General features: G+C 71.1%; 25 protein-coding genes. 23 read left to right on the top strand and 2 right to left on the bottom strand.

Annotated elements, in window-relative coordinates; translation table 11 throughout:
- The 10 genes from ABZS58_RS04770 to aroB form a co-directional block, all read left to right on the top strand.
- The coding region (locus ABZS58_RS04770; protein ID WP_354777614.1) for a hypothetical protein at window positions 1-1,273 on the top strand (1,273 nt) is incomplete at its 5' end.
- A gap of 201 nt (window positions 1,274-1,474) precedes the next feature.
- Window positions 1,475-1,924: a DUF948 domain-containing protein gene (locus ABZS58_RS04765; protein ID WP_354778036.1), complete on the top strand. Its 450-nt coding sequence runs from the start codon at window positions 1,475-1,477 to the stop codon at window positions 1,922-1,924.
- Between the two features lie 57 nt (window positions 1,925-1,981).
- On the top strand, window positions 1,982-2,248 hold the full coding sequence (locus ABZS58_RS04760) for a hypothetical protein (RefSeq protein ID WP_354777612.1): 267 nt from the start codon (window positions 1,982-1,984) through the stop codon (window positions 2,246-2,248).
- Window positions 2,245-4,905, top strand: a complete 2,661-nt coding sequence (gene alaS / locus ABZS58_RS04755; RefSeq protein WP_354777610.1) for an alanine--tRNA ligase — start codon at window positions 2,245-2,247, stop codon at window positions 4,903-4,905. Before ABZS58_RS04760 ends, alaS begins: the two co-directional genes overlap by 4 nt.
- Before the next feature lie 88 nt (window positions 4,906-4,993).
- Entirely contained in the window at window positions 4,994-5,461 is a 468-nt protein-coding gene (gene ruvX / locus ABZS58_RS04750) for a Holliday junction resolvase RuvX (protein ID WP_354777608.1), read from the top strand.
- Between the two features lie 21 nt (window positions 5,462-5,482).
- Complete coding sequence (gene mltG, locus ABZS58_RS04745; RefSeq protein WP_354777607.1) at window positions 5,483-6,676, top strand: endolytic transglycosylase MltG; 1,194 nt, start codon at window positions 5,483-5,485, stop codon at window positions 6,674-6,676.
- Window positions 6,677-7,471, top strand: a complete 795-nt coding sequence (locus ABZS58_RS04740) for a shikimate dehydrogenase (protein ID WP_354777605.1) — start codon at window positions 6,677-6,679, stop codon at window positions 7,469-7,471.
- Between the two features lie 57 nt (window positions 7,472-7,528).
- On the top strand, window positions 7,529-8,707 hold the full coding sequence (gene aroC / locus ABZS58_RS04735) for a chorismate synthase (protein ID WP_354777603.1): 1,179 nt from the start codon (window positions 7,529-7,531) through the stop codon (window positions 8,705-8,707).
- Complete coding sequence (locus tag ABZS58_RS04730) at window positions 8,704-9,201, top strand: shikimate kinase (protein ID WP_354777601.1); 498 nt, start codon at window positions 8,704-8,706, stop codon at window positions 9,199-9,201. The genes aroC and ABZS58_RS04730 overlap by 4 nt, the downstream gene beginning before the upstream one ends.
- Complete coding sequence (gene aroB / locus ABZS58_RS04725) at window positions 9,198-10,259, top strand: 3-dehydroquinate synthase (protein WP_354777599.1); 1,062 nt, start codon at window positions 9,198-9,200, stop codon at window positions 10,257-10,259. The genes ABZS58_RS04730 and aroB overlap by 4 nt, the downstream gene beginning before the upstream one ends.
- 179 nt (window positions 10,260-10,438) lie before the next feature.
- Here the strand turns inward: aroB and mptB are convergent, their stop codons facing one another.
- On the bottom strand, window positions 10,439-11,818 hold the full coding sequence (gene mptB / locus ABZS58_RS04720) for a polyprenol phosphomannose-dependent alpha 1,6 mannosyltransferase MptB (protein ID WP_354777597.1): 1,380 nt from the start codon (window positions 11,816-11,818) through the stop codon (window positions 10,439-10,441).
- Window positions 11,819-11,932: 114 nt separating this feature from the next.
- Here mptB and efp point away from each other — a divergent pair, with 114 nt between their 5' ends.
- The 3 genes from efp to ABZS58_RS04705 are packed head-to-tail and all read left to right on the top strand — an operon-like array spanning window position 11,933 to window position 13,904.
- Window positions 11,933-12,490: an elongation factor P gene (gene efp / locus ABZS58_RS04715; protein WP_354777595.1), complete on the top strand. Its 558-nt coding sequence runs from the start codon at window positions 11,933-11,935 to the stop codon at window positions 12,488-12,490.
- Between the two features lie 50 nt (window positions 12,491-12,540).
- A complete protein-coding gene (nusB, locus tag ABZS58_RS04710; RefSeq protein ID WP_354778034.1) occupies window positions 12,541-12,948 on the top strand; it encodes a transcription antitermination factor NusB in 408 nt (135 codons plus the stop codon).
- Between the two features lie 11 nt (window positions 12,949-12,959).
- Window positions 12,960-13,904, top strand: coding sequence for a DUF559 domain-containing protein (locus ABZS58_RS04705; protein WP_354777593.1), 945 nt, complete (start codon window positions 12,960-12,962; stop codon window positions 13,902-13,904).
- A gap of 96 nt (window positions 13,905-14,000) precedes the next feature.
- Here ABZS58_RS04705 and ABZS58_RS04700 read toward each other — a convergent pair whose 3' ends face one another.
- Window positions 14,001-14,489: a transcriptional regulator gene (locus ABZS58_RS04700; RefSeq protein WP_033356835.1), complete on the bottom strand. Its 489-nt coding sequence runs from the start codon at window positions 14,487-14,489 to the stop codon at window positions 14,001-14,003.
- A 190-nt stretch (window positions 14,490-14,679) separates the two neighbouring features.
- On the opposite strand from ABZS58_RS04700, the gene pyrR reads away from it, so the two are divergent.
- From pyrR to coaBC, 10 genes are all read left to right on the top strand, one after another.
- On the top strand, window positions 14,680-15,249 hold the full coding sequence (pyrR, locus tag ABZS58_RS04695; RefSeq protein WP_354777591.1) for a bifunctional pyr operon transcriptional regulator/uracil phosphoribosyltransferase PyrR: 570 nt from the start codon (window positions 14,680-14,682) through the stop codon (window positions 15,247-15,249).
- Complete coding sequence (locus ABZS58_RS04690) at window positions 15,246-16,160, top strand: aspartate carbamoyltransferase catalytic subunit (RefSeq protein ID WP_354777589.1); 915 nt, start codon at window positions 15,246-15,248, stop codon at window positions 16,158-16,160. The genes pyrR and ABZS58_RS04690 overlap by 4 nt, the downstream gene beginning before the upstream one ends.
- On the top strand, window positions 16,157-17,374 hold the full coding sequence (locus ABZS58_RS04685; RefSeq protein WP_354777587.1) for a dihydroorotase: 1,218 nt from the start codon (window positions 16,157-16,159) through the stop codon (window positions 17,372-17,374). The genes ABZS58_RS04690 and ABZS58_RS04685 overlap by 4 nt, the downstream gene beginning before the upstream one ends.
- Window positions 17,371-18,483: a glutamine-hydrolyzing carbamoyl-phosphate synthase small subunit gene (gene carA, locus ABZS58_RS04680; RefSeq protein ID WP_354777585.1), complete on the top strand. Its 1,113-nt coding sequence runs from the start codon at window positions 17,371-17,373 to the stop codon at window positions 18,481-18,483. The genes ABZS58_RS04685 and carA overlap by 4 nt, the downstream gene beginning before the upstream one ends.
- Window positions 18,476-21,778: a carbamoyl-phosphate synthase large subunit gene (gene carB / locus ABZS58_RS04675; RefSeq protein ID WP_354777583.1), complete on the top strand. Its 3,303-nt coding sequence runs from the start codon at window positions 18,476-18,478 to the stop codon at window positions 21,776-21,778. The genes carA and carB overlap by 8 nt, the downstream gene beginning before the upstream one ends.
- 213 nt (window positions 21,779-21,991) lie before the next feature.
- A complete protein-coding gene (locus tag ABZS58_RS04670) occupies window positions 21,992-22,975 on the top strand; it encodes a quinone-dependent dihydroorotate dehydrogenase (RefSeq protein ID WP_354777581.1) in 984 nt (327 codons plus the stop codon).
- On the top strand, window positions 22,972-23,814 hold the full coding sequence (gene pyrF / locus ABZS58_RS04665) for an orotidine-5'-phosphate decarboxylase (RefSeq protein WP_354777580.1): 843 nt from the start codon (window positions 22,972-22,974) through the stop codon (window positions 23,812-23,814). Before ABZS58_RS04670 ends, pyrF begins: the two co-directional genes overlap by 4 nt.
- 120 nt (window positions 23,815-23,934) lie before the next feature.
- Window positions 23,935-24,255 (top strand): integration host factor, actinobacterial type, encoded by a 321-nt coding sequence (mihF, locus tag ABZS58_RS04660; protein ID WP_033356842.1) that lies wholly within the window; start codon window positions 23,935-23,937, stop codon window positions 24,253-24,255.
- Between the two features lie 145 nt (window positions 24,256-24,400).
- Entirely contained in the window at window positions 24,401-24,667 is a 267-nt protein-coding gene (rpoZ, locus tag ABZS58_RS04655; RefSeq protein ID WP_033356843.1) for a DNA-directed RNA polymerase subunit omega, read from the top strand.
- 6 nt (window positions 24,668-24,673) lie between these two features.
- Window positions 24,674-25,903, top strand: coding sequence for a bifunctional phosphopantothenoylcysteine decarboxylase/phosphopantothenate--cysteine ligase CoaBC (coaBC, locus tag ABZS58_RS04650; RefSeq protein ID WP_354777577.1), 1,230 nt, complete (start codon window positions 24,674-24,676; stop codon window positions 25,901-25,903).
- Window positions 25,904-25,934: the final 31 nt, after the last annotated feature.

Below are 25,934 nucleotides of genomic sequence, written 5' to 3'. Positions count from 1 at the left end.
GCAGAGCGGTGGCCGCCGGTCCTTCGAGGCGGCCGCGGGGGAGCCCCCGGGCAGGTTCGCCGCCGGCGCCACCCCACCGGCCCAGCGCCGTGCCGGGTCCGGCGCCGAGCTCACCGGCCGCTTCGCCGCCGAACCGGGTCCCGCCGCCGCGCAGGGCCGGGGCGGACACGGCTCCGCGGGCCCGCGTGGCGCCGGATCACAGCCCGCCGCGGCGCACAACGCGGGCTCCCACCCCACCGGCACCCAGGGCACGGGACCGCAGGCCGGACGGGGCGGCCCCGGCGGCGGCCCCCAGACCGGCGGCATCCCCGCCCCCCAGAGCGGCGATCCCCACGGACGCACCCCCGGTCCGCAGGGCGACCCGCACGGCCGCGGTCCCCAGAGCGGCGACCCGCACGGCCGCGGCCCCGGACCTCAGGGCTTGCAGCGCGGCGGGCCGCAGCAGCGTGGGCCGCAAGGGCCCGGCGGGCGGCCGTCGCCGTACGGCGTGGCCCGTCAGCCCGGGGAAGCGCCGCCCAAGCCGTTCGTCGACCTCGCGCGGTTCGACCCCAACCCCGCGACCACGTACCGCGGCACCGCCACCACGCCGGGGGCGTTCGACTGGGAGTCCACGACGCAGGTCGCGCCGTTCGGGCTGCTCCAGCTCGCGCAGGCCAAGCGGGTCCGGCAGCTGCGACTCGCGACGATCATCTTCGTGGTGCTCGCGGTGGTCAGCGCGCCCGCCGCGTTCTTCGTGATCCGCGAGTTCACCAGGGACCCGGTGTTCGTGGAGCTCGACAACCTCAACCTGCCCGAGTGGGCGGCCCGCAACCCGACCGACGGCGCCCTCGGCAGCCGGTGGTGCATCAAGGAGTGCAGGTCCCGGCAGCGCACGTGGGAGTCCGCGCGCGGGCCGGAGGAGACCAACCGGGCGTTCGTCGGCAAGCTCAAGGACGCCGGCTGGGTCGAGTGGGACATCCCCGACTGCCAGGCCGAAGGCGTCGACGGCATCGAAACGTGCTGGCAGCGCGACGAGTATGTCCTGGATCTGTGGGTACGAGCGGCCGTCTGCGACGTCAAGAACGCCAGGCCGACGGTGAACCCGTCCCAGCCCGGCAAACCGACGGCGAAGGCACCGGCCAGTCAGTCCCCGTCCGCGGACCCGGGTCCACAACCGTCGGAGATCGAGAGCCCGGGCCCGGCGCCCACCGCGATCTGCCCGCTCGCGGTGGCCACGATCAAAGTGTTCAACCGGATCAGCTACGGCCCGGGCGGGGAGCAGAGCGGCGGTTGACGCTGATACCGGTTGGCAGAGAACCGCCCGGGCGGGGAGCAGAGCGGCGGTTGACGCTGATACCGGTCGGCGGAGCACCGCCGGGCGGGGAGCAGAGCGGCGGTTGACGGCCGGTCGAGAAGCGCGCCTACATCACGGAGGGTAGGGTTCCTCCGTTGGATGAGCGCATCCACGCGGGTGAAGGAGGAAGCGGGCGTGTCCGTGTCCCTGGGCGGTATCGCGGCGCTGGTGGCGTCGGGTGGTTTTTTCGTGCTCGTGCTCGTGCTCGCGGTGCCGATCCTGAGGGTCCGGCACACGATCGACGCCGCGACGGGCGCGCTGCGCGACGTCGCTGACCAGACGACCCCGATGCTGGAGCGGGTCAACTCCACGATCGACAACGTCAACGTGGCCCTCAACCAGGTGCACACCACGCTCGACGGGGTCAACATGCAGCTCGCCCGCATCGACACGATCACCGAGAACGTGTCGCACGTGAGCGCCAACGTGGCGAACCTGTCCACTGTGGTCAGCGCCGCCGCCGCGAACCCGCTCGTGAAGGTCGCCGCGTTCGGTTACGGGGTCCGCAAGGCCGCCGCGAACCGCCGTGCCGCCGCCGACGAGGCCGAGGTCCGCGAACAGATCAAGCAGTCCCGGCGCAAGCGGGCCTGACCGGCCGTTCGCTGCCCGTACACCACCTGACAAACGCAAACAGAGAGAGGTTGAGCCATGCGGCGGTTGCTGTGGCTCGGGATCGGACTCGCCATCGGTGCGCTCGTGGTCCGCGCGGTGGCGAAGAAAGCGCAGGCCTTCACCCCGCAGGGCATCGCCGCGCAGGCGCGGGACTCGGCCGCCGGTCTCGCCGGGACGGTCCGGGGGTTCGTCGACGACGTGCGCGACGGCATGGCGGAGCGTGAGGCCGAGATCCACGCCGCGTTCACCGATGGTTCGACCCTGGACGAAGACCTTTACCCGGAAGGCCGGCAGCACCGATGAAGACCGCGGAGATCAAGCGTCGTTTCCTCGCCCATTTCGAGGGGGCGGGGCACACGGTCGTGCCCAGCGCGCCGCTGCCGGCGATCGCCGACCCGAACCTGCTGTTCATCAACGCCGGCATGGTCCAGTTCGTGCCGTTCTTCCTCGGGCAGCGCACCCCGCCGTACCCGCGGGCGGCGAGCGTGCAGAAGTGCATCCGCACGCCGGACATCGACGAGGTCGGCAAAACCAGCAGGCACGGCACGTTCTTCCAGATGAACGGCAACTTCAGCTTCGGCGACTACTTCAAGGAAGGCGCGATCAAGCTCGCCTGGGACCTGTCGACCAACCCGGTCGACAAGGGCGGCTTCGGGCTGGACCCGGAGCGGATCTGGGCGACGGTCTACCTCGACGACGACGAGGCGATCGAGCTGTGGAAGAAGACCGGGCTGCCCGCCGAGCGGATCGTGCGCCGCGGCAAGAAGGACAACTTCTGGTCCATGGGCATCCCCGGGCCGGCCGGTCCGTGCTCCGAGCTGTACTACGACCGCGGCCCCTCCTACGGCAAGGAGGGCGGGCCGGAGGTCGACGAGGACCGCTACATGGAGTACTGGAACCTCGTCTTCATGCAGTACGAGATCACCAACGTGCGGTCGAAGGAGGACTTCGACATCGTCGGTGAGCTGCCGGCCAAGAACATCGACACGGGCATGGGCCTGGAGCGCATCGCCTCGATCCTGCAGGGTGTGGACAACCTGTACGAGATCGACGAGGTCAACCCGATCCTGGCCAAGGCCGCCGAGATGACCGGCAAGCGCTACGGCCAGGTCACCTCGCAGGTCGCGTCCGAGTCGCACCCCGACGACGTGCGGCTGCGCGTCATCGCCGACCACGTCCGCACCGCGCTCATGGTGATCTCCGACGGTGTGACGCCGTCGAACGAGGGCCGCGGCTATGTGCTGCGCCGCATCCTGCGCCGCGCGATCCGCTCGATCCGCCTCCTCGGCTGGCACGAGGGGCCGGCGCTGCCGATCCTGCTGCCGATCGCCCGGGACTGCATGGCGCCGTCGTATCCGGAGGTCGCCGCCGACTTCGACCGCATCTCCTCCTACGCCTACGGCGAGGAGGAGGCCTTCCTGCAGACGCTGCGGGCCGGCACCACGATCCTCGATGTCGCGATGAGCGACACGAAAGCGGCGTCGAAGTCCGTGCTCCCCGGCGACAAGGCGTTCCAGCTGCACGACACGTACGGCTTCCCGATCGACCTGACCCTGGAGATCGCGGCCGAGCAGGGCCTGACGGTCGACGAGGACGGCTTCCGCCGCCTCATGGCCGAGCAGCGCACCCGCGCCAAGGCCGACGCGAAGGCCCGCAAGACCGGCCACGCCGACCTGTCGCAGTTCCGCGAGGCCCTGGAGCGGGGCGGGCCGGTCGAGTTCACCGGATACCGCGAGGTCGCCCGGGAGTCGTCGGTGCGGTCGCTGCTCGGCGCCGCCGCCGCGACCCAGGGCGAGGAGATCTCCCTGGTCCTGGACGCGACCCCGTTCTACGCCGAGGGCGGCGGTCAGATGCCCGACCTGGGCGTCATCACCACCGGCAGCGGCAAGGCCGAGGTCCTCGACGTGCAGACGCCGTTGCCCGGCCTGATCGTGCACCGGGTCAAGGTCCTGGAGGGCGAGATCCGGGCCGGCGAGTCCGCGTTCGCCGAGATCGACGCCGGGCGCAGGCGGGCCGTGTCGAGGGCGCACACCGCGACCCACCTGATCCACCAGACGATGCGCAACTTCCTCGGCGAGTCGGCGACCCAGGCGGGCTCGCTCAACGCGCCCGGCCGGCTCCGCTTCGACTTCAACACCCCCGGCGCCGTGCCGCAGAGCGTCCTGCACGACGTCGAGCAGCAGGTCAACGAGGTGCTGCTGCGGGACCTCCTCGTGCACGCGTTCATCACGTCGCAGGAGGAGGCGCGCAAGCTCGGCGCCATGGCGCTGTTCGGCGAGAAGTACGGCGACGAGGTCCGCGTCGTCGAGGTCGGCGACTACGCGCGCGAGCTGTGCGGCGGCACCCACGTCGAGCGCTCCAGCCAGCTCGGCCTGGTCAAGATCCTCTCCGAGTCGTCGATCGGCTCGGGGGTACGACGCGTCGAGGCGCTCGTCGGTCTCGACGCGTTCGGTCACCTGGCGCGCGAGCACGTCCTCGTGTCCCGCCTCGCCGAGCTGTTCCGGGTCCCCGGCGACCAGGTCGCCGACCGGGTCGAGCAGACGGTCGCGCAGCTGCGCGACGCCGAGCGGGAGCTGGAGAAGCTGCGCACCCAGCTGGTCCTCGCCGGTGCCGGCGGGCTCGCCGACGCGGCCAGGGACATCAACGGCGTCGCGTACGTCGGTACCGAAGCACCCGAAGGCACCTCGGCCAACGAGGTCCGCACCCTGGTGCAGGAGATCCGCGGCCGGATCCCGGGGGACCGGCCGGCGGTCGTCGCCGTCACCGCCCGCGCCGGCGGCAAGGCGTCGCTCGTCGTCGGGCTCAACGCGGCCGCGAAGGGCCGCGGCCTGTCCGCCGGTGACCTGGTCAAGGGCGCCCTGTCCGGCCGCGGCGGCGGCAACGCCGACCTCGCGCAGGGCGGCGGCGTGCCGGCCGATCAGGCGCCGGTGTTGCTCGCGGCGGTCGAGCGCGCCCTGTAGATGTTCGTTCGTATGCGGGTAGGTGAATTCGTCAATTCACCTACCCGCGAGCGTTCGCGGGCCGCGCGGTGCGCATAGGGTGCTACCCGTGACGACTCAGCCGTGGACACGGGGCCGGCGGATCGGGGTCGACGTCGGCAGCGTCCGCGTCGGGGTCTCGATGTGCGATCCCGACGGGATCCTCGCCACGCCCGTTGCCACCCTCCCGCGCGATCAGGTCACCGAGAGTGACAAGGTCTCTTCGGACATGTCCGAAATCTTGCGACTGGTCGCGGAGCACGAAGCGGTGGAGATCATTGTCGGCCTGCCAATCAACCTGGCCGGCAAGGAAGGGCCCGCCGCGGTCCTCATCAGGCAATATGCCGACCGTCTGGCCGTGCTGGCGGACCCTGTGCCGGTCCTGCTGACGGACGAGAGGATGTCCACGGCGGCGGCAACACGTAGGCTGTCGGAGCGCGGCGTCCGGGGCAGGCGGCAACGCGCGGTCATCGACCAGGTGGCCGCGGTGGAGATCCTGCAACGATGGCTCGACGCGCGACGGGCCGTTCGCGGCTGAGTGCCAGGAGGCGAAGGACAGATGGGCGAGCTTGACCTGGGCTGGGACGACGAGGAGCGGCCCAGCAGACATCGGCGCCGCGCCGCGTCCAGTCCCCGTGGCAGGCGGAAGGGGCGTGGCGGGAAGACCTTCCTCGCGCTCTTCATCAGTCTGCTGGTCTTCGGGGGCCTCGCATTCGGGGCCTATATCGGCGTGGACCGGGTCAAGGACATGTTCACCGCTGCGGACTACAACGGCGGTGGCACCGGTGAGGTGACGGTCGAGGTCCTCCAGGACCAGTATGCCGCCGACATCGCCGCCACGCTGGTGGAAAAGGATGTCGTGAAGAGCGCGAAGGCGTTCGTCGAGGCCGCGAAGAAGGACGAGCGCAGCAAGAAGCTGCAGCCGGGCTTCTACAAGCTGCGCAAGCAGATGCGCGCCGCCGACGCCCTGTCGCTGATGCTCGACCCGAAGAGCCGCCTGGTCAACAAGGTGACGCTCCCGGAGGGCCTCACCTATCAGGACACCTTCAAGAAGCTCTCCGAGGTCACCAAGATCCCGTATGAGGAGTTCGAGAAGGCGTCGCAGGACACCAAGGCGCTCGGCCTGTCCGACGTGTGGTTCACCCGCCAGGACAAGAAGGAGGTCGCCAAGAGCATCGAGGGCTTCCTCTTCCCGGCGACCTACGACTTCCCGCCCAACGTCAAGGACGCGACCACCGTACTGAAGATCATCATCAACCGGTTCAACCAGGAGATCGACTCGCTCGGCTTCATCGACGGCGTGCAGAGCTCGCTGCGCATCTCGCCGTACGAGGCGCTGATCGCCGCGTCGATCGCCCAGGTCGAGGGCCTCGACAAGGACCAGGAAGGCATCGTCCGGGTCCTCTACAACCGGGTCTACTCCGGCAAGTTCCCGTGCAACTGCCTGCAGGTCGACAGCACCGTCAACTACTACCTGCGGATCACCGGCAAGGGCGCCAAGCCCTCGACCGAGCTGCTCAACTCCGAGCTGCACAACAAGAAGAACCCGTACAACGCCCACGACGTCCCCGGCATGCCGATCGGGCCGATCAGCATGCCCGGCACCAGCGCGCTGAAGGCGGCGATCAACCCGCCGAAGCACGACTACTACTTCTTCCTCGCCATCGACACGGCCGGCAACACCGCCTACGCGAAGACGTTCCCGGAGTTCGAGAAGCTGTGGGCGCAGGCCCAGAAGAACGGCGTCAAGTAGGTGCGGGCGGCGGTCCTCGGCCGGCCGGTGAGCCACTCGCGCTCACCGGCGATCCACAACGCCGGCTATGCCGCCGCCGGGCTGCGCGACTGGACGTACACGGCGATCGAATGCGGCACGGACGACCTCGCCGCGTTCGTCGCCGGGCTCGGGCCCGACTGGGCCGGGCTGTCGCTGACCATGCCGCTCAAAGAGGTCGCGCTGGACGTCGCCGCGATGGTCGACCCGTTCGCGGCGGCGATCGGCGCGGCCAACACGCTCGTGCGCCGGGCGTATGGGTGGCATGCCTACAACACCGACGCGCCGGGGATGGTGCGGGCGCTGCTGGAGGCCGGGGTCGCCCGGACGCCGCGGCTGGCCGTGCTCGGCGGCGGCGGGACCGCGCGGGCCGCCATCGCCGCAGCGGCATCCTTGTCCGCCGACGTCACGCTGTACACGCGACGTCTTTCCGCATACGAGGAACTGCTGCCGGTGGCTTCGGCGCTGGACGTCTCGCTCGAACACGCCGTGTGGGACGCGCTGCCGTCGTGCACCGCGTTTCCGGTGGTGATCTCCACGGTGCCGAAGGGTGCCGCGGACAGTCTGGCCCTCGCCGACTGGTCCGGGCGGCCCGTCGTGTTCGACGCGATCTACGAGCCGTGGCCGACACCCCTGGCCGCCGCGGCCTCGGATGCGGGGTGCGCGATCGTGTCCGGGCTCGATCTGCTGCTGTGGCAGGCGGTCGACCAGTTCGAGCTCTTCACCAGCACCGCGGCGCCGGTGGCCGCGATGCGGGCGGCGCTGCGTCCCGTCTGACGGGCGGTCCGTACCTCACTGTGGGACTTGTCGTATCCCCGTGACAGACTTGCCGACGTGTTGCGCTGGTTGACCGCAGGTGAGTCGCATGGCCCGGCACTCGTCGCGATTCTGGAGGGTGTTCCCGCCGGCATCGAAGTGACGAGCGCGTCCGTGGCGGCAGAGTTGTCCCGTCGACGTCTCGGCTATGGCCGCGGCGCGAGGATGGCGTTCGAGCAGGACGTGGTCGAGTTCATCGGCGGCCTCCGGCACGGGCTCACGCTGGGCAGCCCCGTCGCGATCCGCGTCGGCAACAGCGAATGGCCGAAGTGGGAGACCGTCATGGCGGCCGACCCGGTCGATCCCGAGCTGCTCGCCGCGCAGGCCCGCAACGCGCCGCTGACCCGGCCCCGGCCCGGCCACGCAGACCTCGCCGGCATGCAGAAATACGGGCACACCGACGCCAGGCCGATCCTGGAGCGGGCCAGCGCGCGGGAGACCGCCGCCCGGGTCGCCGTCGGCACCGTCGCCAAGCACCTGCTGCGCCAGGCCCTCGGCGTCGAGATCGTCTCCCACGTCATCGAGCTCGGCTCCGTCGCCGCGAAGCCCGGCCTGCTGCCGCGCCCCGAGGACTTCGACCGCCTCGACGCCGACCCGCTGCGCTGCCTCGACCCCGACGCGAGCGCCCGCATGGTCGAGGAGGTCGACGCCGCGAAGAAGGACGCCGACACCCTCGGCGGCATCGTCGAGGTCCTCGCCTACGGCGTGCCGCCGGGCCTCGGCAGCCACGTCCAGTGGGACCGCAAGCTCGACGCGCGCCTCGCCACCGCCCTCATGTCGATCCAGGCGATCAAGGGTGTGGAGATCGGCGACGCGTTCACGCAGGCCCGCTCCCGCGGCTCGCAGGCGCACGACGAGATCATTCCCACCGCCGAGGGCGTCCGCCGGGTCACCGACCGGGCCGGCGGCCTCGAAGGCGGCATCACCACCGGCGAGCCGCTGCGGGTCCGCGCCGCGATGAAGCCGATCTCCTCGCTCAACCGGGCGCTGCAGACCATCGACATCACCACCGGCGAGGCCACGACCGCGATCAACCAGCGCTCCGACGTGTGCGCGGTCCCCGCCGCCGCCGTCGTCGCCGAGTCGATGGTCGCGCTGGTCCTGGCCGAGGCGGCCCTGGAGAAGTTCGGCGGCGACTCGGTGGCGGAGATCCAGCGCAACGTCGCCTCCTACCTCGACCATCTGGTGGTCCGGTGAGTCCTCGCGCTGTTCTGGTAGGGCCTCCGGGAGCGGGGAAGACGACCGTCGGCACGTTGCTCGCCTCGGCCCTGGGCGTGCCGTTCCGGGACGTCGACGCCGACATCGAGGCCACCGCCGGCAAGCCGATCCCGGAGATCTTCATCGATGAGGGTGAGGACCACTTCCGGGCGCTGGAGCGTTCCGCGGTCGCCTCGGCGCTGTCCTCGTTCGACGGCGTCCTCGCCCTGGGCGGCGGCGCGATCCTCGCCGCCGAGACCCGTGACCTGCTGGCCGGGCACACCGTGGTCTACCTGACCGTCGAGCTGTCCGGGGCCGTGTCCCGGGTCGGGCTCGGCAGCGGGCGGCCGCTGCTCGCCCTCAACCCGCGGGCCACCCTGAAGTATCTCCTCGACCAGCGCCGGCCGCTGTATGAGCAGGTCGCCACGGTCACCGTCGCCACCGACGCCCGCACGCCCGAGGACATCGCCGAAGAGCTGGCGGGCAAGCTGTGACCGCCGTCGTCGACGTCTCCGGCTATTCGGTGCTGATCGGCCGGGGCCTGTTCGACCAGGTGCCCGCCCTCGTCAGCGGGGCCGCGCAGGTCGCGGTCATCTTCGCCGGCCCCGTCCGCGGGCACGCCGAGCAGGTCATGGCCGCGCTCCGCGCCGCCGGCCACGGGGTCCTGCCCCTGGAGGTCCCCGACGCCGAGGCCGGCAAGGACATCGCCGTCGCCGCCGGCTGCTGGGACGCCCTCGGCGAGGCCGCCTTCACCCGCAGCGACGCCGTCGTCGGCGTGGGCGGCGGCGCCGTCACCGACCTCGCCGGGTTCGTCGCCGCGAGCTGGTTGCGCGGCGTCCGGCTCGTCCAGGTCCCGACCAGCCTCCTCGGCATGGTCGACGCCGCCGTCGGCGGCAAGACCGGCATCAACACCGCCGCCGGCAAGAACCTCGTCGGCGCCTTCTACCCACCGGTGGGCGTCGTCTGCGACCTGTCGACGCTTGACACCCTGCCCGTCGACGACCTGCGCGCCGGCATGGCCGAGGTGGTCAAGTGCGGCTTCATCGCCGACCCCACCATCCTCGACCTCATCGAGGCCGACCCGGCGCTCGCCCTCGACCCGCACGGCCCGGTGCTCTCCTCCCTGGTCGAGCGGGCCGTCGCCGTCAAGGCCCGCGTCGTCTCCGCCGACCTGCGCGAGTCCGGCCTCCGCGAGATCCTCAACTACGGCCACACCCTCGGCCACGCCATCGAGCGCCGCGAGCAGTACCGCTGGAAACACGGCCACGCGGTCTCCGTCGGCCTCGTCTACGCCGCCGAGCTGGGCAGGCTCACCGGCCGCCTGCCCGCCGACGTCGCCGCCCGGCACCTCAGCGTGCTGACCCTGCTGGGCCTCCCCGTCACGTATGACGCAGCCGCCTGGCCCGACCTGCACGCCGCCATGCGCGTCGACAAGAAGGCCCGCGGCGCGACGCTGCGCTTCGTCGTCCTGGACGGCCTCGCCACCCCGGGCACCCTGGCCGGCCCACCCGACGACCTGCTGTTCACCGCCTACGGAGCGGTCGCCTCCTGACCCCTGATCCGTGCCCGACCGCGCCGACCTGCTTCGGCCTTCCCTCGCTCGCCGCCGGCGGCGCGGTTGTCACCTGACCCTCAGCGCATGGTCCGGGTGGGCCCCGCCGCCGGTTGGCGGGGGAGCCCTGTCCGGGGCGGGCCGCCTGAGCGGGTGCGTATCGGGGCGGTGGGGACTCCTCAGGCGGTGGCGGCTGGGACCGGGCTGGGGTGGAGGGCGGTGGACGGAGGCCGCAGGCGCAGGTAGAGGACGCCCGCGACGGTGCCGAAGGCGGCGGCGACGACGGCCTCGGGGTAGCCGGGGGCGCCGAACGGCAGCAGGAACATCGCGATGCCCACCGACAGGCGGACCGCGGCCTGCGGGGGGTGGCGCAGGCCGGCGGCGAGCGGGACGATCGGCCAGAGCAGATACCACGGATGCACGACCGGCCCGCAGAGCACGATCGCGGCGAGAGCGAGGCCCAGGCCGGCCACAGGGTTCGGGGCGCGCAGCAGCGCCCAGCCGGCCAGGACGCAGCCGGCGGCGGCCGCGACGACCCGGATGATCGCCATCGCGCCGGGATGACCGGCTTCCGCGAGGAGCATGCCGATGTCGGTGCTCAGCGACAGGCCGTTGCGGACGGTGGTGGGGGTGCGCAGGGCGGCGATCCAGCCGAGGCCGAGCCCGGAGGCCGCCTGCAGCACGATGAAGGCGAGGGCCGCGCCGGCCGTGGCCCGGATCAGGGCGGCGGAGCGGCCGCGGGACAGCATGACGACGGTGACGAGGGCCAGGATCGCGGGGGCCTTCACGAGCGCGGCGGCGACGATGAGGGCGGCGCCCAGGAGCGGGCGGTCGCGGACGGCGGCGAGCAGGCCGGCGGCGACCAGGCCGACCATGAGGGCGTCGTTGTGGGCGCCGGCGACCAGGTGCAGCAGGAGCAGCGGGTTGAGCGCACCGAACCACAGGGCGCGCTGCGGCGCGACGCCGAAGCGGGCGGCGAGGCCGGGCAGGCACACGGCGACCAGGGCGACGCCGATCAGCGCGACGAGCCGCATCGCCCAGACGCCGGCGACGGTGTGCTCCCCGGTCACCGCGACGATCGCCGACGCGCAGCGCAGGAACACGGGTCCGTAGGGCGCCGGCGTGTCCTGCCAGATGGGTGGCACGTCCAGGGCGAGAGGGCCGCCGAGGGAGGACGGGCCCCAGCGGTACGCGTCGAGGCCACGCTGCACCATGGCGCCCTGGGCGAGATAGCTGTACACGTCGCGGCTGAACATCGGGGCGGTCACGGCGAGCGGCGCGGCCCACCACAGCATGGTCCTGATCAGGTCGGCGGGGCGCTGCCCGTCCAGCGTGGAGCGCATGCGCAGCCACGCGCCGCACAGCAGGGCCAGGCCGAAGTAGGTGCAGGCGACCCCTGCCAGGGGGAAGGCGCGCAGCTCCCGGACCACGGGCCAGTGCTCGAACAGGTCGTCGCGCGGCAGCGCGCCCGCCGCGACGCCACCCACCGCGATGGCGACGGAACCCGCGAAACCCAGGGTACGGTTGACTCTCACCCCGGCACACTGGCTGAGTTTCATGTCTCCGTGGCTAAGGCGACATGAACGGGGATCGGCTCGACCGGTACACTGCTTCGGGCCTTTCCGCCGGCATCATGCCGCCCGGACCAACTGACGAAAGTGACGTCTATCCACATGGCAACCACGAACGACCTGAAGAACGGCCTGGTGCTCAACCTCGACGGCGATCTGTGGGCCGTTGTTGAGTTCCAGCACGTGAAGCCGGGCAAGGGCGGCGCGTTCGTGCGGACCACCCTCAAGAACGTCCTGTCCGGCAAGGTGGTCGACCGCACGTTCAACGCCGGCACGAAGGTCGAGACCGCCACCGTCGACAAGCGCACGATGCAGTATCTGTACATCGACGGCGAAGACTACGTGTTCATGGATCTCCAGTCGTATGAGCAGATCTCCGTCCCGTCCGGCACGGTCGGCGAGGGCACGAAGTTCCTGCTTCCCGAGGCCGAGGTGACGGTCGCGACGCACGAGGGCGTGCCGCTGTACGTCGAGCTGCCGACGTCGGTGGTCCTGGAGGTCACCTACACCGAGCCCGGCCTGCAGGGCGACCGCTCCACCGGCGGCACCAAGCCGGCCACGGTCGAGACGGGCGCCACGGTCAACGTGCCGCTGTTCATCACGACCGGCGAGAAGATCAAGGTCGACACCCGCGACAGCCGTTACCTCGGCCGGTCCTGACCGTGTCCTTCACTGGGGGCTCCTTCCTCGGGGGCGACGTCACCGCGCAGATGACCGCGCGGCGCAAGGCCCGCAAGCGCGCCCTCGACGTGCTCTACCAGGCCGACCTGCGCGGTGAGCCGCGCGGGGCGGTCCTGACGTCCTACGTGGCCAATCTCGAGGAGCCGAAGCCCGGCTACCTGCCCTACACCGTCCAGCTGGTCGAGGGCGTGGAGAGCCACGCCGTCCGCATCGACGAGCTGCTGTCCAGCTACGCCGAGGGCTGGACCCTGGAGCGGATGCCGGTGGTCGACCGGAATCTCGCGCGCATCGCGGTGTACGAGCTGCTGTACAACGACGAGATCGACAACCCGGTCGCCATCACGGAAGCCGTCGAGCTGGCGGAGACCCTGTCGACCGACGACTCCCCGCGCTTCCTCAACGGCATCCTCGGCCGGATCGCCGACTACGCCACGTAGACCGTGCGGCTGTGAGCTGGACCTCGGTCGAGCGTGATCCGCCTCCAGACGACGCGGATCCGCTCGACCACCTGCTGTTCCGCCAGCACCATGTCATCTCCCGCCGCCAGGCCCTGCGCCACCTGACCCGCAACGCCCTCTATTACCGGGTGGCCGCAGGTCGGTGGCAGCAACCGGTCCGGTCGATCTTCGTGGCGCACACCGGACCGATCGGCATCCCGCAGCAGCGGTGGATCGGCGTGCTGGCCACCCGTGGGCCGCTCGCCGCGTTCAGCGCGCTGGAGATCCTGGGCCTCAAGGGATACCGCAAGCCCTACACCGAGATTCTGATCACCGCGAAACGGCGAGTGACGTTGGTCCCACCGGACACCGTGATCCGCCGGACGGCGTATCTGCCGACCGGTGACGTGCTCACCGCGGGGCTGCCGCCGGCGACGGTGGCGGCTCGGTCACTGGTGGACGCCGCGCAGTGGGCCCGGGACGACGCGGAGGCGACCGCTGTCATCGCGGCCGCGTTCCAGCAGCGGCTGGTCCTGAGCGGCGAGGTCCTCGCTGTCCTCGGCCGGTTGCGGGGGGTGCGCCGCGAGGCGCTGATCCGGCAGACCGTCGACGATGCGCGAGGCGGATCGCATTCGATCTCCGAGGTGCAGTTCCTGCAGCTCTGCCGGCGCAACGGCCTGCCCGACCCGAGCCGTCAGGTGGTGCGCAACGACAGCCGCGGGCGGAAGCGGTACCGCGACGCGCTGTTCCAGGAGTGGGGCGTGCACGTCGAGATCGACGGTGCCCAGCACATGGAGGTGCGGGCCTGGTCGGCCGACATGACCCAGCACAACGAGATCGCGATCTCCGGCGACCGGCTGCTGCGCTTCACCGCCTGGCAGATCCGGCGCGACCCCGACACGGTCGTCCGGCAGTTGCGGGCCGCTCTGCGCGCGGCCGGGTGGAGCCCGAGTTGACCTTGGAGACTTTGTCTCACCCGGGTAAGACAAAGTCTCCAAGGTCAACTTGAAGTCCGGAAAAGGGGGCCGCGTCAGCGGCCCCCTTTGGGACGATCAGGACTGGAACAGGCTGCGCGGATCGGTGACGAGCACGCCGTGCTCGTTGAGCCGCTCGACCAGGCCCGACGGCGACGCGTCGTAGACGATCGCCAAGGCGCGGAGGTCGTCCGCGCGGATCGACAGCACACGACCGTTGTAGTCGCCGCGCTGCTGCTGGATGGCCCGTGCGTAGCGGGCCACATAGGCGAGGTCCTCGGCGCCGGCGTCGTAGAGACGCTCCAGGTCCAGGACGATCTTGTTGGTGGGCTCGTGACGCACACCACTGCCCTCGGGCAGCAGTTCGGCGACGGGCACACGGTAGAACTCGGCCAGCTCGGCCAGGCGGGACACGGTGACGGCCCGGTCGCCCCGCTCGTACGAACCGACGACGACGGCTTTCCAGCGCCCTGCCGACTTCTCCTCGACACCCTGCAGAGACAGCCCCTGCTGCTGTCGAATGGAGCGCAGGCGAGCACCAAGAGACTTGGCGTACTCAGACGGCATACGGACACTCCCAGTCACTGGCCTGAGGGGTTTCCCCAGCGATCGCTACGGAGCGTGACCGTAACTGGCGGAAGACGCGGGGTCAAGTGGTCGAGACCCATCCGTTGCCCAGGTCAGGGCGGTTGTTAGGGTGGTTGCCGTTCGACGTCCTTTAACGACCCGTCCGGTGAGGCGGGGAAGGAGGTCTGGTTTGTCGACCCCGACAACAGGCGCTGAGCTGGGCAAAACCATCCTAACGGCGGCAGATGTCGCCCGTGTGGTTGACCGGATTGCCCATCAGATTCTGGAAAAGACGTCCGGAGCCACCGAAACGGTGCTGCTGGGCATACCTACCCGGGGTGTTCCGCTCGCTCGCCGGCTGGCCGCCAGGATCGCCACGTTCGAGGGTGCGGAGATCCCCGTGGGTGTGTTGGACATCACCCTCTATCGGGACGACCTCCGCCTGCAGGCGACCCGTGCGCTGGGTCACACGGAGGTCCCGCCGGGCGGTGTGGACGGGCGGCGGGTGATCCTCGTCGACGACGTCCTCTTCTCCGGCCGAACGGTCCGCGCGGCGCTGGACGCGCTGAAGGACCTCGGCCGGCCGCGGACGGTCCAGCTGGCGGTGCTCGTCGACCGGGGCCATCGCGAGCTGCCGATCCGGGCCGACTACGTCGGCAAGAACATCCCGACCTCGATCGACGAGAGCGTCCGGGTGTCGATCACCGAGCACGACGGCACCGACGCCGTGGTGATCAGGAGCAAGGGGGGCCAGGCATGATGAAGCATCTCCTGAGCGCCGCCGACCTGGACGCCGCCACCGCCACGCTGGTGCTGGACACCGCGGCGGAGATGGCGAGCATCGCGGGGCGCGAGGTGAAGAAGCTCCCCGCGTTGCGCGGGCGCACGGTGGTGAACCTGTTCTACGAGGACTCGACCAGGACGCGGATCTCGTTCGAGGCGGCCGCGAAGCGGCTGTCGGCCGACGTCATCAACTTCTCCGCCAAGGGCTCCAGCGTCTCGAAGGGTGAAAGTCTCAAGGACACCGCCCTCACCCTGCAGGCGATGGGCGCCGACGCGGTCGTGATCCGGCACCCGGCCAGCGGCGCGCCGCACCGGCTCGCCAACTGGGTCGAGGGCAGCGTCGTGAACGCCGGCGACGGCACGCACGAGCACCCGACGCAGGCGCTGCTCGACGCGTACACGATGCGCAGCCGTCTCAAGCGGCTGGCAGGGCTCAACGTGACCATCGTCGGCGACGTCCTGCACTCGCGGGTGGCCAGGTCCAACGTCCAGCTGCTGCACACCCTCGGCGCGAAGGTGACGCTCGTCGCGCCGCCGACACTGCTGCCCGTCGGGGTCGGCGCGTGGCCCGCCGAGACGTCCTACGACCTCGACGCCGTCGTGCCGGATTCCGACGTCGTCATGATGTTGCGCGTCCAGCGGGAAAGAATGAACCAGGCGTACTTCCCCTCGGAGCGGGAGTACGCGCGGCGCTACGGCTTCGACGTGCCGCGCATGCGGCGGCTGCCCGAGCACGCGATCGTCATGCACCCCGGGCCGATGAACCGGGGGATGGAGATCGCGCCGGAGGTCGCCGACTCGCCGCGCTCCACGATCGTCGAACAGGTCGCCAACGGGGTCTCCGTGCGGATGGCCGTCCTCTACCTGCTGCTCGGAGGCAAAGCGTGATCACGCACCTGGGAGAGATCACCGTCGAGGACGGGGTCATTGTCGCGATAGATCCGGACAAGAAGGGTCCGAAGATCGCGCTGCCCGGCCTCGTGGACCTGCACACCCACCTGCGCGAGCCGGGCCGCGAGGACGCCGAGACCGTCGAGTCCGGATCCCGCGCCGCCGCCCTCGGTGGATACACGGCGGTCTGCGCCATGGCGAACACGAGCCCGGTCGCCGACACCGCCGGCGTCGTCGAGCAGGTGTGGCGCCTCGGCCGCGAGGCCGGCCTGGTCGACGTGCAGCCGATCGGCGCCGTCACCGTCGGCCTCGGCGGCGAGCAGCTCGCCGAGCTCGGCGCGATGGCCGACTCCGCCGCCCGCGTCCGGGTGTTCTCCGACGACGGCCACTGCGTGCACGACCCGCGCCTCATGCGCCGCGCCCTGGAGTACGTCAAGGCGTTCGACGGGGTGATCGCCCAGCACGCCGAGGAGCCCCGGCTGACCACCGGCGCGCAGATGAACGAGGGCGAGGTCGCCGCCCGCCTCGGGATGACCGGCTGGCCCGCCGTCGCCGAGGAGGCGATCATCGCCCGGGACGTGCTGCTGGCCGGGCACGTCGGCGCGCGCCTGCACATCTGCCACGTGTCGACCGCCGGCAGCGTCGAGCTGATCCGCTGGGCGAAGTCGAAGGGCTGGCGGGTGACCGCCGAGGTGACGCCGCACCACCTGCTGCTCACTGAGGACCTCGCCGTCGACTACGACCCGGTGTACAAGGTGAACCCCCCGCTGCGGACCGAGGCCGACGTGCTCGCGCTGCGCAAGGGCCTGCAGGACGGCACGATCGACTGCGTCGCGACCGACCACGCCCCGCACAGCGTCGAGGACAAGGAGTGCGAGTGGGCGTACGCCAGGCCGGGGATGCTCGGCCTGGAGACCGCCTTGGCGATCGTCGTACAGACGATGGGGCCGCAGTGGGACAGGATCACGGACTGGATGTCCGTCGCGCCCGCGAGGATCGCCGGTCTCAGCGGCCACGGTCACGCCCTGAAGGTCGGCGGCGTCGCCAACATCACGATCTTCGACCCGTCGGTCCGGTGGACGGTCGACCCGACCGCCCTGGCCAGCAGGTCGCGCAACACCCCTTACGCCGGGATGGAGCTGCGCGGTCGCGTCGAGGCGACCTACCTGCGCGGCGAGCCGACGGTGTTGAACGGAAAGGCGACTCGGTGAAGCGCAGAGCAGCATTGTTGGTACTGGAGGACGGCCGCACCTTCCGCGGCGAGGCCTTCGGCAGCATCGGGGAGACCTTCGGCGAGGCGGTGTTCAACACCGGCATGACCGGCTACCAGGAGACCCTGACCGACCCGTCGTACCACCGGCAGGTCGTCGTGCAGACGGCGCCGCAGATCGGCAACACCGGCGTCAACGGCGAGGACGACGAGTCCGACCGCGTCTGGGTCGCCGGCTACGTCGTGCGTGACCCGGCCCGCTCCTACTCCAACTGGCGCGCCTCCGGCAGCCTCCAGGACCGCCTCGCCGTCGAGGGCATCGTGGGTATCAGCGGCGTCGACACCCGGGCGCTGACCCGGCACCTGCGCGAGCGCGGCGCGATGCGCGTCGGCGTCTCCAGCGTCGACGACGACCGTGACGGATTGCTGCAGCGGGTCCGCCAGCAGCCGCAGATGCTCGGCGCCGACCTGTCCGCCGAGGTGAGCACCCCGCAGCGCTACACCGTCGAGGCCGAGGGCGAGCACCGCTTCACCGTCGCCGCGATCGACCTGGGCATCAAGCGCAACGTCCCGCGCCGCCTGGCCGCCCGTGGGGTGACCACGCACGTGCTGCCGGCGGCGACGACCCTCGACGAGATCCGGGCACTGAACGCCGACGCGGTGTTCTTCTCGCCCGGCCCGGGCGACCCGGCCACCGCCGACGGTCCAGTGGAACTGGCCAAATCGGTACTGTCGGCAAAAATCCCTCTCTTCGGCATCTGCTTCGGCAGCCAGATCCTGGGCCGCGCGCTCGGGTTCGGCACGTACAAGCTGGGCTACGGCCACCGGGGCATCAACCAGCCCGTCATCGACCGGACCACCGGCAAGGTCGAGGTGACCAGCCACAACCACGGCTTCGCCGTCGACGCGCCCCTGGACGGGCGCACCAGCACCGAGTTCGGCGAGGTCGAGGTCAGCCACGTCTGCCTCAACGACAACGTCGTGGAGGGCCTGCGCTGCCTGGACACGCCGGCCTTCACCGTCCAGTACCACCCGGAGGCGGCAGCGGGGCCGCACGACGCGGACTACCTGTTCGACAGATTCGCGGAGTTGATGAAAACCAATGCCTAAGCGGACCGATCTCCGGCACGTCCTCGTCATCGGCTCCGGCCCGATCGTCATCGGCCAGGCGTGCGAGTTCGACTACTCCGGCACCCAGGCGTGCCGTGTCCTGCGCGCGGAGGGGTTGCGGGTCAGCCTCGTCAACTCCAACCCGGCCACGATCATGACCGACCCGGAGTTCGCCGACGCCACGTACGTCGAGCCGATCACCCCGGAGTTCGTCGAGCAGGTCATCGCCAAGGAGCGCCCCGACGCGCTCCTGGCCACGCTCGGCGGGCAGACCGCGCTCAACACCGCGGTCGCGCTGCACGAGGCCGGCGTCCTGGACAAGTACGGCGTCGAGCTGATCGGCGCCAACATCGACGCCATCCGGCGCGGCGAGGACCGGCAGCTGTTCAAGGACATCGTCGCCAAGGCCGGCGGCGATACCCCGCGCAGCCGGGTCTGCCACTCGATGGACGAGGTCCGCGCGACCGTCGCCGACCTCGGCCTGCCGGTCGTCATCCGGCCGTCGTTCACCATGGGCGGGCTCGGCTCCGGCATGGCGCACAACGACGCCGACCTGGAGCGCCTCGCCGGCGGCGGCCTGGTCGCCTCCCCGGTGCACGAGGTCCTCATCGAGGAGAGCGTGCTCGGCTGGAAGGAGTTCGAGCTCGAGCTGATGCGCGACAAGCACGACAACGTCGTCGTCGTGTGCTCCATCGAGAACGTCGACGCGATGGGCGTGCACACCGGCGACTCGGTGACCGTCGCGCCCGCCATGACGCTCACCGACGTGGAGTACCAGCGGCTGCGCGACCTCGGCATCGCCGTGCTGCGTGAGGTCGGCGTCGACACCGGCGGCTGCAACATCCAGTTCGCGGTGCACCCGCAGACCGGCCGCCTGGTCGTCATCGAGATGAACCCGCGCGTCTCCCGCTCCAGCGCCCTGGCGAGCAAGGCGACCGGCTTCCCGATCGCGAAGATCGCCGCGAAGCTCGCCATCGGCTACACCCTCGACGAGATCCCCAACGACATCACCCTCAAGACCCCGGCGGCGTTCGAGCCGTCCCTGGACTACGTGGTCGTGAAGATCCCGCGGTTCGCGTTCGAGAAGTTCCCCGGGGCCGACGCCGAGCTCACGACCACCATGAAGTCGGTCGGCGAGGCCATGTCGATGGGCCGCACCTTCCAGGAGGCCCTGGGCAAGGCGATGCGGTCGATGGAGACCAAGGCCGCCGGCTTCTGGACCACACCGGACACACCGGGGACCGACGCGCTCGAAGCCCTGCGCACGCCGCACGACGGCCGTCTGTACACCGCCGAACGCGCGCTGCGCGAGGGCCACAGCGTCCAGGCGGTCTGCGAGGCCAGCGGCTTCGACCCGTGGTTCGTCGACCAGATCGCCGCGCTCGTCGACCTGCGCGCGGAGATCCTCAGCGCCGCCGTCCTCGATGAGCCGTTGCTGCGCACCGCGAAACGGGCCGGCCTGTCCGACCGGCAGATCGCCGCGCTGCGCCCCGAGTTCGCCGGCGAGGACGGGGTGCGGAGCCTGCGCCAGCGCCTCGGTCTGCGGCCGGTGTACAAGACCGTCGACACCTGCGCCGCCGAGTTCGCCGCGGGCACCCCGTACCACTACAGCACCTACGAGGAGGAGACCGAGGTCGTCCCGTCGGACCGGCCGAAGGTCCTCATCCTCGGCTCCGGGCCGAACCGCATCGGGCAGGGCATCGAGTTCGACTACTCGTGCGTGCACGCGGTCATGGCGCTGCGGGCCAAGGGCTACGAGACCGTCATGGTCAACTGCAACCCGGAGACGGTCTCCACCGACTACGACACCGCCGACCGCCTGTACTTCGAGCCGCTCACGTTCGAGGACGTGCTGGAGGTCGTGCACGCCGAGCACGAGTCCGGCAAGGCCGCCGGCGGCCCGGGCGTCATCGGCGTCGTCGTCCAGCTCGGCGGGCAGACCCCGCTCGGCCTCGCCCAGCAGCTCGCCGACGCGGGCGTGCCGATCGTCGGCACCTCGCCCGGCGCGATCGACCTGGCCGAGGACCGCGGCGCGTTCGGCAAGCTCCTCATCGGGGCGGGGCTGACCGCGCCCGCGCACGGGACCGCGACCAGCTTCGCCGAGGCGAAACTCATCGCCGACGAGATCGGCTACCCGGTGCTCGTGCGCCCGTCGTACGTGCTGGGCGGCCGCGGCATGGAGATCGTCTACGACGAGGAGACCCTGCGCGGCTACATCGGGCGGGCCACCGAGATCTCCCCGGCGCACCCCGTGCTCGTCGACCGCTTCCTCGACGACGCCATCGAGATCGACGTCGACGCGCTGTGCGACAAGGACGGCGAGGTCTACATCGGCGGCGTGATGGAGCACATCGAGGAGGCCGGCATCCACTCCGGCGACTCGTCCTGCGTCCTGCCGCCGATCACCCTCGCCGGGGTCCACCTCGACGAGGTGCGGCGCTACACCGTCGCGCTCGCCCGCGGCATCGGCGTCCAGGGCCTGCTCAACGTCCAGTACGCGCTGAAGGACGACGTCCTGTACGTCCTGGAGGCCAACCCGCGCGCGTCGCGCACCGTGCCGTTCGTGTCGAAGGCGACCGCGGTGCCCCTGGCGAAGGCCGCGGCCCGCATCGCGCTCGGCGCCACGATCGCCGAACTGCGCGCCGAAGGCCTCCTGCCCGAGACCGGCGACGGCGGTACCCCCGCCGAGCACGCGCCGATCGCGGTCAAGGAGGCGGTGCTGCCCTTCAAGCGCTTCCGCACCATCGAGGGCAAGGGCGTGGACAACCTGCTCGGCCCCGAGATGAAGTCGACCGGCGAGGTCATGGGCATCGACACGTCCTTCGGCCACGCCTTCGCGAAGTCCCAGGCCGCCGCGTACGGGTCGCTGCCGACCACCGGCACCGTCCTGGTGACGGTCGCCAACCGGGACAAGCGCGGCATCGTGTTCCCGATCAAGCGCCTCGCCGACCTCGGCTTCTCGATCGTCGCCACCGCCGGCACCGGTGAGGTGCTGCGCCGGTACGGCGTCGCCTGCGAGATCGTGCCGAAGCACTTCGAGGAGGGCGGCGGCCGCAACGCCGTGTCGATGATCGCGAGCGGCGAGGTCGCCCTGGTGATGAACACGCCGCAGGGCTCCAGCGGCCGGCAGGACGGCTACGAGATCCGCAGCGCCGCCGTCGTCGCCGACATTCCGTGCATCACCACGCTGCCGGGCGCGGCGGCCGCCGTGATGGGCATCGAGGCGCTGCTGCGCGGCGAGATGACCGTCCGGCCGCTGCAGGAGCTGCACGCGGCCCTGCGCGGTTCGCGATGAGCGGCCAGCGGAGCGGCTCGGGCCGCGAGCAGGGTGGTGCAGGTTTGGCTCGCGGCGACGCCGGAGGCGGCGTCGTGAGCGGCCAGCGAAGCGGCTCGGGTCTGGTTTGGCTCGCGGTGACGCCGGAGGCGGTGTCGTGAGCGGCCAGCGGAGCGGCTCGGGCCGCGAGCAGATAGTGCAGGTTTGGCTCGCGGCGACGCCGGAGGCGGTGTCGTGAGCTACGAACGTCTCGTCCGCCCGGTCCTGTTCCGCCTCGGCGGCGGCGACGCCGAGGCGGTGCACGAGCGGACGCTGCGCTGGCTGTCGCGGGTGCCGGCCGGACGGGCCCACAGCCCGGCCGGCGCGCGCCGGACCGTGTTCGGGATCGACTTCCCGAACGCGGTCGGGCTCGCCGCCGGCATGGACAAGGACGGCCGGGCGCTGCGGGCCTGGCCACGGCTCGGCTTCGGCTTCGTCGAGGTCGGCACCGTCACCTGGCACCCGCAGCCCGGCAACGACCGCCCCCGCCTGTTCCGCTTCCCGGAGCAGGAGGCGATCGTCAACCGGATGGGCTTCAACAACGCCGGCGCTCAGGCGCTCGCGGCGCGGTTGCGGGCTCTCGGGCCGCTGCCCGTGCCGCTCGGGATCAGCCTCGGCAAGTCCAAGGTGACGCCGCTGACCGGTGCCGTCGAGGACTACGTCAGCAGTTTCCGGGTGTTGTACGAGCACGGCGCGTACTTCGCCGTGAACGTCAGCTCGCCGAACACGCCGGGGTTGCGGGAGCTGCAGGACAGGGCCCACCTGTCGGCGCTCCTGGGCGCGCTGCAGGCCGAGAACCGGGACCGCCGGCCGATCCTGGTCAAGGTCGCCCCGGACCTCACGGACACCGCGCTCGGCGAGCTGCTGGACGTGTGCCTCGGCCACGGCGTCGCCGGGCTGATCGCCACCAACACGACCATCGCCCGGCCCGGCGTGACGACCGCCGAGACCGGCGGCCTGTCCGGTCGCCCCCTGGCCGCGCGCGCCCTGGAGGTCGTGCGTTTCGTCGCCAAGGAGAGCGGCCTGCCGGTCGTCGGCGTGGGCGGGATCACCACCCGCGGCGACGTGACCCGGATGCTGGACGCCGGGGCGTCGCTCGTGCAGCTCTACACCGGACTCATCTACCGCGGTCCCCGCCTCGTACGGCAGGCCGTGCAAGCCACGAGGGAGCAGACGTGAGCGACCGCTTCGGAGCCCGGCTGAGGGCCGCCACGGACGCGCTGGGACCACTGTGCGTGGGGATCGACCCTCACCCCTCCCTGCTGGCCGCCTGGGGGCTCTCCGACGATGTCAAGGGCCTGGAAGCGTTCAGTCGGACGGTGGGGGAGGCCCTGGCCGACCGGGTGGCGGTGATCAAGCCGCAGTCTGCCTTTTTTGAGCGTTTCGGCTCCAGGGGCATAGCGGTCCTGGAGTCAACTATCCGACAGTTCGACGGCACCCGGACGCTTGTGATTCTCGACGTCAAGCGGGGTGACATCGGCTCCACGGCCGCCGCGTACGCCGACGCCTACCTCGATTCAGCAGCCCCGCTGAGGGCCGACGCGATCACCGTCAGCCCCTTCCTCGGGGTCGGATCGCTGCGCCCGATCTTCGACAAGGCGGCCGCGAACGGGCTCGGCGCGTTTGTCCTCGCCCTCACCTCGAATCCCGAGGGTGCGTCCGTCCAGCGGGCCGTCGGCGCCTCCGGCAGGACCGTCGCGCAGACCGTCATCGACGAGATTTCCCAGCTCAACGCGGGTGTGGCCCCACTTGGCGACATCGGCGTGGTGATCGGCGCGACGCTCGGCGAGCACGGCCACGACCTGACGAACCTCAATGGCCCGATCCTGGCGCCGGGCCTGGGGGCTCAGGGCGGCAGGGCCGACGGACTGCGCGCCGCGTTCGGTGATCAAGCCTCTGACGTGCTGCCGTCGTACTCCCGGGAGATCCTCGGCGCGGGCCCGGACGTCGCCACGCTGCGTGCCGCCGCGGAGCGGGCGCGTGACGAGTGCGCGGCCGCTCTGGCGGTCACCGGCTGATCATCAGTCCGCCACCGGCCGTCGATCATGGGATTCTCACGTTGCCGAAATGGCTCGTGACCGCTAGTTTTCCCGGCGCTAGACCATCAACATTCTTTTCAAGGGACCTGAGGAGACCTGGTGCCGCTCCCGTCACTGAGCCCGGAACAGCGCGCAGCCGCATTGGAAAAGGCGGCTGAGATTCGTAAGGCTCGCGCTGAGCTGAAGGAGCAACTGAAGCAGGGGAAGACCACCCTCGCTGCCGTGCTCGATCGTGCGGAGTCCGACGACGTCGTCGGCAAGCTTCGGGTTTCGGCCGTGCTGCAGGCAATGCCCGGCATCGGCAAGATCCGCGCGACGCAGATCATGGAGAAGCTGAAGATCGCCGACAGCCGCCGCCTTCGCGGCCTCGGCGACCAGCAGCGCAAGGCACTGCTCGGGGAGTTCGCCGGCGGCAAGTGACTGCCGCCAGGTAGGTCCCCCCGGACCAGTGTGTAGACCTCGACGCGCCCGGACCGTTCCAACGGTCCGGGCGCGTTGGCGTTTGGGCAGGCTGGTAGGGTTTACGGGTTAGCGAGCTGTCAATTGGAAGTCGTGAGGTTGTTTCGTGGCCGGAACCGTGGCAGACCCCCAGGGCATCACCAACCCGCCCATCGACGAGCTGCTGGAGAAGACCACCTCGAAGTACGCGCTGGTGATCTTCGCGGCGAAGCGCGCCCGTCAGGTCAACGCCTACTACAGCCAGCTGGGTGAGGGCCTTCTCGAATACGTGGGTCCCCTGGTGGAGACCACGCCGCAGGAGAAGCCGCTGTCCATCGCGCTGCGCGAGATCAACAGCGGCCTGCTGACCGCCGAGCGCATCGAAGAGGTCTAGTCCGACATGCACGCCGAGGACGGCGGCGCCGGTGACCGGCCGCGGGTCGTTCTCGGCGTCGGCGGCGGGATCGCCGCCTACAAGGCCTGTGAGCTGCTGCGGCTGCTGACCGAGTCCGGTCACCGGGTGCGGGTCGTGCCGACCGCGGCGGCGCTCACGTTCGTCGGCGAGGCCACCTGGGCCGCCCTGTCCGGGCAGCCGGTCAGCGCCGACGTCTGGACCGGAGCCCACGAGGTGCCGCACGTCCGGCTCGGCCGCGAGGCAGACCTCGTCGTCGTCGCCCCCGCCACCGCCGACCTGCTGGCCAAGGCCGCGCACGGGCTCGCCGACGACCTGCTCACCAACACGCTGCTCACCGCCCGGTGCCCGGTGCTCTTCGCGCCCGCGATGCACACGGAGATGTGGGAGCACCCCGCCACCCGGGCCAACGTCGAGACGCTCAGGGCGCGCGGCGCGCTGGTCCTCGAGCCCGACGTGGGACGGCTCACCGGCGCCGACACCGGCAAGGGCCGGCTGCCCGCCCCGGCCGCGATCTTCGCCACCGCCCAGCGGCTCATGCGCCGCGGCGACCTGACCCCGGACCTGGTGGGGCGGCACGTGGTGGTCACCGCCGGCGGTACACGCGAGCCCATCGACCCTGTCAGATTCATCGGCAACCGGTCCTCCGGCAAGCAGGGCTACGCGATCGCGCGGGCCGCCGTCGCCCGCGGCGCGCGGGTGACGCTCATCTCGGCGAACGTGTCGCTGCCCGACCCGGCCGGCGCCGACCTGGTCAGGGTCTCCACCACCGAGGAGCTGCGGGTCGCGACCCTGGACGCCGCCGCGAAGGCCGACGCCGTGGTCATGGCGGCCGCGCCGGCCGACTTCCGGCCCGCCGTCTTCGCCCCGGGCAAGATCAAGAAGGTGGACGGCACGGCGCCGACCCTGGAGCTGGTCACCAACCCCGACATCGCCGCCGAGCTCGGCGCCGCGAAGCCCGACGGGCAGGTGCTCGTCGCGTTCGCCGCCGAGACCGCCTCGATCGAGCAGGCCGTCGCCAACGGTCACGAAAAGCTGCTCCGCAAGCGGGCGGATCTCATCGTCGTCAACGAGGTCGGGATCGACAGGACGTTCGGCGCCGAGCACAACCAGGCGGTGATCCTCGGCGCCGACGGGACCCGTGACGCATTGCCCGAACTGTCCAAAGACGACCTAGCCGATAGGATTTTGGACCGGGTTGTCGCCCGTTTCCCCTGATCGTGGCGGTTCCGCAGCGTGGTGGCCGTCC

This window comes from Dactylosporangium sp. NPDC005555, from assembly GCF_040605635.1.
Taxonomy (GTDB): Bacteria; Actinomycetota; Actinomycetes; order Mycobacteriales; family Micromonosporaceae; genus Dactylosporangium.
This window is presented reverse-complemented; position numbering and strand designations above follow the sequence as displayed.